We start from the raw sequence: 12,482 nt of genomic DNA, 5'->3' as shown, positions 1-12,482 counted from the left end.
CCTAAGAGGTTACACCTTGTTTGATAGGTATGAAGGCGGTGAACTAGCTGTATTGGTCCATGTCTTTTTTTCTCAAGAGAAAGACGTTGATAATCTAGCGGAATTTGAGTCACTTGTGACATCTGCTGGCGTGAAACCAGTACAAATAGTCACGGGCAGTCGTAAAGCTCCTCATCCAAAGTTTTTTGTTGGGGAAGGTAAAGCAGAAGAAATTGCCCAAGCTGTTGAGGAAAGTGGTGCAGATGTGGTGTTGTTTAATCATACTCTAAGCCCTGCTCAAGAACGTAATCTCGAAAGGATTTGCCAATGTAAGGTGGTTGACCGTACAGGGGTGATTTTAGATATTTTTGCTCAACGCGCACGTACACACGAAGGTAAGCTCCAAGTTGAATTAGCTCAGTTAAGGCATTTATCGACTCGCTTAGTGAGGGGATGGACGCACCTAGAGCGACAAAAAGGCGGGATTGGCTTACGAGGTCCCGGTGAAACTCAACTTGAAACCGACCGCCGGCTATTAAGAGATAAAATTAAACAAATCTTATCTCGTCTTAGTCGGGTGGAAAAACAGCGTGAACAAGGGCGTCAAGCGAGAAGTAAGGCCGATATCCCGACTATTTCGCTTGTCGGTTATACCAATGCTGGTAAGTCAAGCTTGTTTAACCGCATGACGGCCGCTGATGTTTATGCTGCTGACCAGTTATTTGCAACACTTGACCCAACACTTCGTCGTATTGATGTCGAAGATGTGGGTGTTGTAGTGCTTGCAGATACTGTGGGTTTTATCCGCCATTTACCTCATGATTTGGTTGCAGCTTTTAAAGCAACCCTGCAAGAAACACGCGAAGCAACGTTGTTGCTACACGTTATCGATGCAGCTGATAATCGCTTGGATGAGAATATTCATGCAGTTGAAAGCGTGTTAGAAGAGATCGAAGCGGATGAAATACCAACACTTTTAGTGATGAACAAAGTCGATATGCTGGAGGATTTTGTCCCGCGTATTGACAGAGATGAGGATAACAAGCCGGTTCGTGTCTGGGTTTCAGCGCAAACGGGTGATGGTATCCCATTGTTGCTACAGGCATTGACGGAACGTCTTTCAGGTGAAATCGCACATGTTGAATTGCGTTTACCACCGAATGAAGGCCGTTTACGTAGCCGTTTCTATCAACTTCAGTCAATCGAACGTGAATGGCAGGAAGAAGACGGCTCAATTGGCCTTGAGGTGCGTATGCCAATGGTGGATTGGCGGCGTCTGTGCAAACAAGAGCAGCAATTACCTGACTACGTTATTTAGTTGCTTTGGTTATTAATAATGCTTTGGCCGTTAATAATATGCTTTGGTCGTTAATAATATAGTTAGGCAATGGAATTGATATTAAGAGCCCTATCGCTCTTAGCCCTGAAAATCAATCATAAAGAATGGAGCTAAAACATGGCGTGGAATCAGCCCGGTAATGACGGACAAGACCGCGATCCGTGGGGAAGCGGCAATAAAGGCGGCAACTCTGGCGGGAACAAAGGTGGTCGAAAACGTGGGGCTTATGATCTCGACGATCTCTTTCGTAAACTAGGCAGCAAGCTTGGTGGAAATAAAGGCGGCGGTGGTGATGGCGATAATAAACAGCCATCACAAATCAGCGGTCGTTTAGGTATGTTAGCTCTTGCTGCTATCGTTGTTGTATGGGCAGGTTCAGGCTTCTACACCATCAAAGAAAGTGACCGTGGCGTAGTATTACGTTTTGGTGAATACAGTGGTGTTGTTGGGCCAGGTTTGAACTGGAAACCAACCTTCATTGATAGGGTTGTTCCTGTCAACGTGGAAACTGTTCGTGAGCAAGCAACAAATGGCATGATGTTAACGTCCGATGAAAACGTGATCCGCGTTGAAATGAACGTTCAGTATCGTGTTACTGACCCTGCACAATATTTATTTAGTGTCACAAACCCAGACAATAGTCTGCGTCAGGCGCTAGATAGCGCTGTGCGTGGTGTAATTGGTCAATCTGCTATGGAGCAAGTATTGACTACGAATCGTGCTTTTATCCGTGATGTTACACAGAAAGAGCTCGAAGCAACAATTGCACCATACAAAATGGGGATCACACTGCTTGACGTCAACTTCCAAGCAGCGCGTCCACCTGAAGATGTTAAAGCAGCGTTTGATGACGTAATCTCAGCAAGGGAAGAAGAACAAAAAACTATTCGTGAAGCGCACGCTTATCGAAATGAAGTTCTTCCACTGGCAAAAGGTAACGCACAACGCTTGATTGAAGAAGCCGAAGCCTATAAAGCGAGTGTGGTCTTCAAAGCAGAGGGTGAGGTCGCAAGCTTTGCGAAAATGTTACCTGAATATCGTGCTGCACCAGAGATCACCCGTGAGCGTCTGTATATCGACACGATGGAACGTGTGTTAAGTAATACACGTAAAGTGATTGCGAATGATAAGAGCAACAGCATGTTAGTGCTGCCGCTTGACCAAATCATGCGCGGTACAAATTCAGATGCAGCTTCAACGTCAAAAGCTAATCCGTCAGCAAGAATGGCGACGCCAAGCAACAATTCGTCATCATCTGCTGCAACACCAGCGCAGCCAAACAACGCTGTTCGTGGTGATGCTGTTAGAGTAGGGAGACAATAATCATGCGTAAATCGCTAATTGTTATCGTTATTGCCATCTTGGCAGTTGCATACGCATCTATCTTTATTGTTCCTCAAACTGACCGCGGTATCGTATTGCGTTTCGGTAAGGTTCTACGTGATTCTGAAAATAAACCGATCATTTATGAGCCAGGCCTGCATTTCAAAGTTCCATTTATTGAAACTGTGAAAATGTTAGATGCACGTATTCAGACTCTTGAAATTCAAGCTGACCGTTATCTGACAAGCGAAAACAAAGACTTAATGGTGGACTCCTACCTGAAATGGCGCGTTACTGATTTCAGTCGCTACTATGTAGCAACTGGCGGTGGTAACCCATTCCAAGCGGAAACCCTGTTAAAACGTAAATTTAGTGACCGTTTACGTTCTGAGTTTGGTCGTTTAAGCGTTAAAGACATCATCACCGACTCACGTGGCCGTTTAACTGTTGATGTGCGTGATGCCTTGAACAAAGGTACTGCAATTGACGACGCAACCAAAGAAGCGGATGCAGCGATTGCGGATGCGGCAAAACGTGTTGAAGAAGAAACGAACCTGAAGCCACTGGTTGTGAATGCAAACAGTATGGCAGCGTTAGGTATCGAGGTTGTCGACGTACGTATTAAACGTATCGAACTGCCAAACGAAGTTTCTGAAGCTATCTATGCGCGTATGCGTGCAGAGCGTGAAGCAGTCGCGCGTCAGCATCGTTCGCAAGGCCAAGAAGAAGCAACTAAGATCCGTGCTGTGGCTGATAAAACAGTAACAGAAACGTTGGCTGAAGCAGAGCGTACCGCACTGACTTACCGAGGTGAAGGTGATGCGATGGCAACGAAACTGTTTGCTGATGCATTCAACCAAGATCCCGAGTTCTATGCGTTCATTCGTAGCTTGCGTGCCTATGAGCAAAGCTTCAAGAGTGGTGAAGACGTGATGGTATTAAGCCCAGACACTGATTTCTTCCGCTTTATGAAGGCACCAACTAAGCTTCGCGCGACAGATTAATAACAAGCTAAGTTGCGTGCAACCTAGCAAAATAACTGTTAATCTATTAAAGAAAAGCCCGCTTCGGTGGGCTTTTTTTCGCCTGTCGTTTTAAGTATAGGATTTTTCAGGGAAAATTTGAACTGCTCAACTGATGGCATTCATTTTGAGTTTACGGCAGAAATAAAAAATACCATTTTACTTGCTTTCCAGAAAAAAATTTTTGTATTGCCAAAATATCACTGGAACAGTTCATTTTTGATGGTAGAATTCATTTTTAAGCAACCGAGTGTATTTCAAAATGGGTAAGAACGTTGTCGTACTGGGCACCCAATGGGGTGACGAAGGGAAGGGCAAGATCGTTGACTTGCTGACAGAGCGTGCTAAATACGTAGTTCGCTATCAGGGCGGCCATAATGCTGGCCATACTCTTGTTGTAAACGGTGAAAAAACCGTTCTCCACTTAATTCCATCCGGTATTCTTCGTGAAAATGTCATCAGTATTATTGCTAATGGCGTCGTTTTATCGCCTGACGCATTAATGAAAGAGATGAAAGAATTGGAAGACCGCGGTGTTCCTGTTCGGGAACGTTTACGTCTTTCTGAAGCATGCCCACTGATCCTGCCTTATCATATCGCATTAGATAATGCGCGTGAAAAAGCACGTGGTTCCAAAGCGATTGGAACAACAGGTCGTGGTATTGGTCCTGCTTATGAAGATAAAGTTGCTCGTCGTGGTTTGCGTGTTGGTGATTTATTCGATAAAGCAACGTTCGCAGAAAAATTAAAAGAAATCGTTGAATACCATAACTTCCAACTTGTTCATTACTATAAAGAACCTGCTGTAGATTACCAAAAAACGTTAGATGATATCATGGCTGTGGCTGATATTCTGACTGGCATGGTAATTGATGTTTCTGATCTGCTCTATAAAGCAAATCAGAAGAATGAATTCGTGATGTTTGAAGGCGCACAAGGGACATTATTAGATATCGACCACGGTACGTATCCTTATGTAACCTCTTCAAATACGACAGCTGGCGGCGTGGCAACTGGTTCTGGCTTAGGTCCTCGCTATGTTAACTACGTATTGGGTATCATTAAAGCTTACTCAACTCGTGTTGGTGCGGGCCCATTCCCTACTGAGCTGTTTGACGAAGTGGGTGAATTCCTGCGTGAAAAAGGCCAAGAATTTGGTGCAACTACGGGTCGTAAACGCCGTACTGGTTGGTTAGACATCGTTGCGATTAATCGCGCAGTGCAAATCAACTCACTGTCGGGCTTCTGTATGACTAAACTGGATGTTTTAGACGGTTTAGAAGAAGTTAAAATTTGCGTAGGCTACCGTCGTCCAGATGGCAAAGTGCTTGAAACAACACCTTTAGCTGCAGATGAGTGGGATGGTTTAGAGCCAGTTTATGAATCAATGCCAGGTTGGAAAGAAACGACTTTTGGTGTGAAACAAAGAGAATTACTGCCACAGGCAGCTCTGGATTACATCAAACGCGTTGAAGAACTAACGGGTATTCCAGTTGATATTATTTCAACGGGCCCAGATCGTTCAGAAACTATGGTTCTACGTGACCCGTTTGACGCATAGTCTAATGGCTGATTAGGTACTGGCTTGCTCATAGCATGTATTAGCAAGTACTTTTAATTAGATGAAAAAAAACACCGACTTGTTCGGTGTTTTTTGTTATCTACTACTGATATTTTAAATTAGCGAGATCACTCCCAGCTGGGTGTTGATAAATACGTAGCTTAAAGTAGTTAGCAGATGCATTAACATACTCAAAAATTTCGGATTGAACCTCTTCATAATCAACCCAAGTGGTTGAGCGTGTAAAACAATAGATTTCAACAGGCAAACCATTTGGTGTTGGCGGCATTGTTCGTATGACCAAATACATATCTGTTCTGACATCGCCGCGCAGCTTTATCCAATTTAGAATGTATTTTCTAAATAGCTGTAGGTTAGTGACGCCATTATTTATCATCCATTCATTTACATCCCCAATTTCACCTCGTGCTTCTAACATACTTTCTATGCTTTGGCGCAAGGGAGGGGTATTTTTTAATTCGTTGAAGAGATCTTCTGTTGCAAAGGAAATTGACGATTGATCAATATAAAAGCTACGTTTGATGCGACGGCCTCCAGAGGAAAACATGGGCTGCCAGTTGGTATATTTTTCAGTTAAAAAATCTTTGGTAGGAATGCGTGAAATGGTGTTATCCCAGTTTCGAACGGTAATAGTATGTAGCGCGATATCGATAACTTCGCCACTGATATTACTGCTTGGTAGCTCAATCCAATCATACAGTTTTAACACCTTTCCGTTTGATACTAATATATTGGCCACAAACGATAATAGTGTGTGCTGAAATACAAACATTAATACCGCAGCGATAGCACCGAAGCTGGAAATAATAATAATCGGGGACTGTTCGGTCATCAACGCAATGATCAAGATAAAGGAAATTATCCAAACAATAATTTTCGCTATTTCGATATAGCCTTTTATCGAATTATTACGATGTAATATTTTTTTTGACTGACGGATAATAAACACATCTAAGCCATCGTTAACTAATGCGGCAACATTAATAATAATCAGCGCCCAGCAGATAGTTTTAAATGTAATGTTTACTTCATCAGAAAGGGAAGGCAGCATCTGGTTAATATAAAGTACAAGCGTTACCGCGACGATCGATGCAATTTTCCGAGCGATACCATCAATTAACTCATCGTCACTTAAATTAGTGAATAATGGTAATAACCTTCTCGCAACCCGTAAAAAAATGACTTTTCCGACAAACCATGTTAATAGCAATATGACGACTAAAAAAGAGGCCATTAAGAAAGTGTTTTCTGATATATCATTATATATTTCAATGATTTGTTCCATATTCTCCTAAGTCACCTCTTTATGATACTGGCTCTTTATTGTATAGCGAATCAAATAAAAAAATTTGATGTTAAAAGTGATAAGTCAGTGGTGATTTCTCTGTAAACCCTTTTAAACAGTATAGATAAAGTGGAGTAAGCTCAAGAAACACGAGTCGCCAAAAAATATGTGCTATTATGTGTTCGATTGTTCTTTGATGTTATTTGTTGTAAATGTATAGCAGAAAGATTGAGCAATAAATACCCTATAAAGGTAACAGGTCATCCAGTTATTCCATGATAAAACTGTTTTTTCTTTGTAGAGTAGATAAGCTAAACGCTAATAAAATGCTATCTTGCGATGTCAAACTGAGGCGAAATTAGTCTCAGTAAATTTCATTATCTTGTACCTAAATATTGGCCTAAGACAAAAAGATAGAAAGTAATTTGTCTATAATTTGAGATTAATAAGACATACATGACGAGATAGCTATTGGCTTAGCCAAAAAATTTTGAGGTGATTGTGCAGCTAACAAGTTTTACAGACTATGGATTACGTGCGTTGATCTATTTGGCATCTCTCCCTGAAGGGAAAATGACCAGTATCACAGAAGTCACTGAAGTTTATGGTGTCTCTCGTAACCATATGGTTAAAATTATTAATCAGCTCAGTCACTTAGGTTATATTAAAGCCACTCGAGGCAAAAATGGCGGGATCACACTTGGCCAACCAGCAGAATCTATTCGTATAGGGGATGTCGTTAGATCACTAGAACCCCTGACCCTTGTTAATTGTAGTGGTGAATTTTGCCACATTACACCTGCGTGTCGTTTAAAAGGTGTGCTACACCAAGCAATACAGCAGTTTTTACAAGAACTTGATCAATACACGCTGGCGGACATGGTGAAAGACAACAGCCCGCTCTATCAACTACTGCTTAATTAGCATTCGCGGTAGTTATGAATTCTGATGACAACGGAGGTAACGATGTCACAAGATCCTTTTCAGGAAAGAGAAGCAGAAAAATACGAGTCCCCAATTCCAAGTCGAGAATATATTCTTGACCTTATCTCGAAGCGTACTGCACCAGCCAATCGCGAAGAAATCGCACAATTATTGAATTTATCGACAGAAGATGAATTAGAGGCGTTGCGTCGTCGGTTAAGAGCCATGGAACGTGATGGTCAATTGGTTTTCACTCGTCGTAAGTGCTATGCATTACCGGAGCGTTTAGACTTATTAAAAGGAAAAGTCATTGGTCACCGTGATGGTTACGGCTTCCTGCGCGTTGATGGTAAAAAAGAAGATTACTATTTATCTCAAGACGAAATGAAACGCGCCCTGCATGGCGACGTTATTCTTGCGCAACCTTACGGACAAGATCGTAAGGGACGCACAGAGGTTCGGGTTGTTCGTGTGTTAGAACCACGTAATAACCAAATTGTTGGCCGTTATTTTATCGAATCGGGTATGGGCTTTGTCGTACCGGATGATAGCCGTTTAAGTTTTGATATTTTGATACCGAAAGATCGTGTTCTTGGCGCTCGCATGGGTAATGTGGTGGTGGTTGAATTAGTCACTCGTCCACAACGTCGCTCGCAAGCGGTGGGGAATATCATTGAAGTATTAGGCGAAACCATGGGAACAGGTATGGCGGTAGAAATCGCTTTACGTACTCATGAAATTCCACACTCATGGCCACCACAAGTTGAAAAACAAGTCGCTGACCTGAGCGAACACGTCCCTGAGTCTGCGAAAAAAGGGCGCGTGGATTTACGCGACTTACCGTTAGTCACCATTGACGGTGAAGATGCTCGCGACTTTGATGATGCAGTATACTGTGCACCGAAAAAAGGCGGGGGTTGGCGCTTATGGGTGGCAATTGCGGATGTAAGCTATTATGTTCGCCAGCAAACGGCTCTGGATACAGAAGCCCGTAGCCGTGGTAACTCGGTATATTTCCCATCTCAAGTCGTTCCTATGCTACCGGAAGTCCTATCGAACGGCCTGTGCTCACTTAACCCAGGTGTTGACCGCCTGTGTATGGTGTGTGAAATGACGGTGTCAGCATCCGGTAAGCTTTCTTCGTACAAGTTCTATGAAGCGGTTATGAGCTCTCATGCAAGGTTAACCTATACAAAAGTATGGAAAATCTTGGAAGGGGATGAAGAACTGCGTGAGCACTATAAAGCGTTAGTGCCGCATATTGAGCACTTGCATCAACTATATAAAGCACTTGATGCAGCACGTATTGAGCGCGGTGCAATTTCCTTCGAATCTGAAGAAGCGAAATTCATTTTTAACGCAGAACGCCGTATTGAAAGTATCGAACCTGTAGAGCGAAATGATGCACATAAATTGATTGAAGAATGCATGATTTTAGCTAACATTGCAGCCGCTCGGTTTGTTGAGAAAAATGAAGAGCCTGCGTTGTACCGTGTGCATGACCGCCCTAAAGAAGAAAGCGTGATGAATTTACGCTCTGTTTTCAGCGAATTAGGGTTGACTCTGCCGGGCGGAATGAAGCCAGAACCAAAAGATTATGCGCAAGTCATGAATGAAGTGGCTGAACGCCCTGATCATGAATTACTGCAAACCATGATTTTACGTTCAATGAAACAAGCGATTTATGATCCTGAAAACCGCGGTCACTTTGGTTTAGGTTTGAAATCATATGCCCACTTTACATCGCCAATTCGTCGTTACCCTGACCTGACGTTACACCGTGGAATAAAATATTTGTTGGCTAAAGAGCATGGCCATTCAGATAAGCGCTGGACAGAAACCGGTGGTTGGCATTCAGACATGGACAGCATGTTACAGCTGGGTGAGCACTGTTCAATGACTGAACGCCGTGCTGATGAAGCGACGCGTGATGTGGCGGACTGGCTGAAATGTGATTTTATGCAAGACCAAGTTGGCCAAACCTTCACAGGTTTAATTACCAGTGTGACTGGTTTTGGCTTCTTTGTGCGCCTTAATGATTTATTTATTGATGGTTTAGTGCATATTTCAACGTTAGATAATGACTATTACCGTTACGATGCAGTTGGTCAGCGTTTAATTGGTGAATCATCAGGTACGACTTATCGCCTTGGTGATGAAGTTGAAATTCGCGTTGAAGCGGTGCATATGGATGAGCGCACCATTGATTTCGCATTAATTTCAACCACCCGTAAAGCGAAAAATCCAGGCAAAACCGCTCGGGACAAAATGAAGCAAGAAGTGAAAAATGCGGCACGTCCAGCTCGTCGAAAAGCGGATGCGAGCAAAGATAAAAACTTTGAGCCTGATTCTGCATTTCGTCGTTCCGAGAAAAAAGGAAAAAAAGCCGAGGCTAAACCAGAGGCGAAAGGAAAAGGCAAAAAGCCTTCTGATAAAACGCGAAAAATTACAGCAAAATTAAAAGCTAAACGTGTTGCAAAAAAATCCCAAAAACAAGAGGGATAATGTTTTTGCTGTAGTTATTAACTATAGTTATTAACCAAAGTGGCGTTAATACGCCACTTTACTATTTATATTAATAAATAAGAAATTTATGAGCGAAATGATTTATGGCATTCACGCAGTGAAAGCCTTACTTGAGCGTTCACCGCAACGCATTAAAGAAGTCTATATTTTGAAAGGTCGTGAAGATCGCCGCTTAATGCCGCTGGTGCACGAAATTGAAGCACTAGGGGTTGTCGTTCAAGTGGCGAACCGCCAATGGATGGATAGCCAGACCGAAGGCGCAGTTCACCAAGGTATTATTGCGAAAGTACTACCTGGTAAACAGTATCAAGAAGGCGACTTGCCTGATTTATTGGAAAGTACACCATCGCCATTTTTATTGGTATTGGACGGTGTGACAGACCCACATAACTTAGGTGCGTGCTTACGTAGTGCTGATGCGGCAGGTGTTCATGCTGTGATTGTTCCTAAAGATAAATCTGCTCAGCTCAATGCAACCGCGAAAAAAGTGGCTTGTGGCGCGGCAGAAAATGTTCCTCTTATTCGTGTGACGAATCTGGCAAGGACATTGCGTTTGCTACAAGAATATAATGTATGGATTGTGGGAACGGCAGGTGAAGCTGACCATAACCTATATCAAAGCAAACTAACGGGCCCGATAGCGCTAGTGATGGGGGCTGAAGGCGAAGGCATGCGCCGTTTAACGCGTGAACACTGTGATGAGTTAATCAGTATTCCTATGGCAGGCTCGGTGTCATCATTGAATGTGTCAGTGGCGACAGGGGTTTGTTTATTTGAAGCGGTGCGTCAACGCTTACCCGTTTCTGCAGAAAAATAATATTTAGTATAAACGACATCCATCTCTTGAGTTTTATCTCAGGGATGGGTATAGTTACGCGTCAATTTTTTAGCCGCACTCAATAAGTTCCTTGCCTCCGCGGGCCGCGGTTAACCCAGACAGGAGGCTAATAATCCGTAAGGAGCAACTACTAATGCGTCATTACGAAATCGTTTTTATGGTCCATCCTGACCAAAGCGAACAGGTTCCGGGCATGATCGAGCGTTACAGTGCTGTTATCACTAACGCACAAGGTCAGATTCACCGTCTGGAAGACTGGGGCCGCCGTCAACTGGCTTACCCAATCAATAAACTGCACAAAGCACACTATGTTCTTCTGAACGTAGAAGCACCGCAGGAAGCGATTGATGAGCTGGAAACTAACTTCCGCTTCAACGATGCCGTTATCCGCAGCATGGTTATGCGCTTAAAACACGCAGTAACAGAAGCTTCTCCAATGGTCAAAGCTAAAGACGAACGTCGTGGCCGTGACATGTCTGATGAATATCAGGATGAAGAAGTAGAAGAAACTGGGGATTCTGAAGAGTAATTGCGCAGGTGACCACTAATCGTTTGGTGCTGACAGGCACAGTCTGTAAAGCATTGATTCGAAAAGTGAGTCCGTCAGGCATTCCTCACTGCCAGTTTGTTTTAGAACATCGTTCACAACAACAGGAAGCGGGGTTGTCAAGGCAAGCATGGTGCAGAATGCCCATTATCGCCAGCGGACAAACCTTACAAGCTCATACTCACAGTATAACGGTCGGCAGTTGGATTACAGTAAGCGGTTTCATTAGTACCCATCAAGGGCGCAATGGGATCAGCAAGATAGTCCTCCATGCCGAGCAGATTGATTTGATAGATTCTGGAGACTAGCCATATGGCACGTTATTTCCGTCGTCGCAAGTTCTGCCGTTTCACAGCGGAAGGCGTTCAAGAGATCGACTATAAAGATATCGCAACGCTGAAAAACTACATCACTGAAAGTGGTAAAATTGTACCAAGCCGTATCACTGGTACTCGTGCAAAATATCAGCGTCAGCTCGCTCGTGCTATCAAGCGCGCTCGCTACCTGTCTCTGTTACCATATACTGATCGTCATCAGTAATTGGTACAGTCCATTAACGACTAATAGAGGATAAGGTAATGCAAGTTATTCTGCTTGATAAAGTAGCTAACCTAGGTAGCCTGGGTGATCAGGTTAACGTTAAATCGGGCTATGCTCGTAACTTCTTAGTTCCACAGGGCAAAGCTGTTCCTGCGACTAAGAAAAACATCGAATTCTTCGAAGCACGCCGCGCTGAACTGGAAGCTAAATTAGCTGACGTTCTGGCAGCAGCACAGGCTCGTGCAGCAGCTGTTACTGCTCTGGGTTCTGTAACTTTAGCTTCTAAAGCTGGTGACGAAGGTAAACTGTTCGGTTCAATCGGTACTCGTGACATCGCTGACGCAATCACTGCGGCTGGCGTTCAAGTTGCGAAAAGCGAAGTTCGCCTGCCAAACGGCGTTCTGCGTACTACTGGTGACCACGAAGTTCACTTCCAGTTACACAGCGATGTTTTCGCAGAGCTGAACGTTATCATCGTTGCTGAGTAATCAATAATGATGGTATGCACCACTGAGCGATCCGTGGTGCAATAAAAAACACCGGCTAAGTCCGGTGTTTTTTGCTTTCTGGTATTTAG

12 protein-coding genes are annotated in these 12,482 nt (G+C 43.5%); 11 read left to right on the top strand and 1 reads right to left on the bottom strand.

What is annotated here, in order from left to right; all coding sequences use genetic code 11:
- Positions 1-16 precede the first annotated feature (16 nt).
- The 4 genes from hflX (at position 17) to CYG50_RS17590 (ending at position 5,224) form a co-directional block, all read left to right on the top strand.
- Positions 17-1,297 (top strand): ribosome rescue GTPase HflX, encoded by a 1,281-nt coding sequence (hflX, locus tag CYG50_RS17605; protein ID WP_004906004.1) that lies wholly within the window; start codon positions 17-19, stop codon positions 1,295-1,297.
- Positions 1,298-1,435: 138 nt separating this feature from the next.
- On the top strand, positions 1,436-2,641 hold the full coding sequence (gene hflK, locus CYG50_RS17600) for an FtsH protease activity modulator HflK (RefSeq protein ID WP_102138246.1): 1,206 nt from the start codon (positions 1,436-1,438) through the stop codon (positions 2,639-2,641).
- A 2-nt stretch (positions 2,642-2,643) separates the two neighbouring features.
- A complete protein-coding gene (gene hflC, locus CYG50_RS17595; RefSeq protein WP_102138245.1) occupies positions 2,644-3,645 on the top strand; it encodes a protease modulator HflC in 1,002 nt (333 codons plus the stop codon).
- Between the two features lie 280 nt (positions 3,646-3,925).
- A complete protein-coding gene (locus CYG50_RS17590) occupies positions 3,926-5,224 on the top strand; it encodes an adenylosuccinate synthase (protein ID WP_102138244.1) in 1,299 nt (432 codons plus the stop codon).
- A 103-nt stretch (positions 5,225-5,327) separates the two neighbouring features.
- Here CYG50_RS17590 and CYG50_RS17585 read toward each other — a convergent pair whose 3' ends face one another.
- Complete coding sequence (locus CYG50_RS17585) at positions 5,328-6,530, bottom strand: mechanosensitive ion channel family protein (protein WP_102138243.1); 1,203 nt, start codon at positions 6,528-6,530, stop codon at positions 5,328-5,330.
- 501 nt (positions 6,531-7,031) lie between these two features.
- Here CYG50_RS17585 and nsrR point away from each other — a divergent pair.
- The 7 genes from nsrR to rplI all read left to right on the top strand — a co-directional run bounded on the left by nsrR (position 7,032) and on the right by rplI (position 12,393).
- On the top strand, positions 7,032-7,454 hold the full coding sequence (gene nsrR / locus CYG50_RS17580; RefSeq protein WP_102138242.1) for a nitric oxide-sensing transcriptional repressor NsrR: 423 nt from the start codon (positions 7,032-7,034) through the stop codon (positions 7,452-7,454).
- Between the two features lie 42 nt (positions 7,455-7,496).
- Entirely contained in the window at positions 7,497-9,959 is a 2,463-nt protein-coding gene (rnr, locus tag CYG50_RS17575; protein WP_102138241.1) for a ribonuclease R, read from the top strand.
- An 88-nt stretch (positions 9,960-10,047) separates the two neighbouring features.
- Positions 10,048-10,797: a 23S rRNA (guanosine(2251)-2'-O)-methyltransferase RlmB gene (gene rlmB / locus CYG50_RS17570; RefSeq protein WP_102138240.1), complete on the top strand. Its 750-nt coding sequence runs from the start codon at positions 10,048-10,050 to the stop codon at positions 10,795-10,797.
- Between the two features lie 154 nt (positions 10,798-10,951).
- A complete protein-coding gene (gene rpsF, locus CYG50_RS17565; protein ID WP_004905988.1) occupies positions 10,952-11,347 on the top strand; it encodes a 30S ribosomal protein S6 in 396 nt (131 codons plus the stop codon).
- An 8-nt stretch (positions 11,348-11,355) separates the two neighbouring features.
- The gene (gene priB, locus CYG50_RS17560) at positions 11,356-11,673 is read left to right on the top strand and encodes a primosomal replication protein N (protein WP_102138239.1); all 318 of its coding nucleotides are present in this window, start codon (positions 11,356-11,358) and stop codon (positions 11,671-11,673) included.
- Between the two features lie 4 nt (positions 11,674-11,677).
- Entirely contained in the window at positions 11,678-11,905 is a 228-nt protein-coding gene (rpsR, locus tag CYG50_RS17555; RefSeq protein WP_000135199.1) for a 30S ribosomal protein S18, read from the top strand.
- Positions 11,906-11,943: 38 nt separating this feature from the next.
- Entirely contained in the window at positions 11,944-12,393 is a 450-nt protein-coding gene (rplI, locus tag CYG50_RS17550) for a 50S ribosomal protein L9 (RefSeq protein ID WP_102138238.1), read from the top strand.
- Positions 12,394-12,482: the final 89 nt, after the last annotated feature.

This window comes from Providencia huaxiensis (genome assembly GCF_002843235.3).
Classification (GTDB): Bacteria; Pseudomonadota; Gammaproteobacteria; order Enterobacterales; family Enterobacteriaceae; genus Providencia; species Providencia huaxiensis.
Note: the sequence above shows the minus strand (reverse complement) of the source record. Positions and strands in the feature narration are given on the sequence as shown.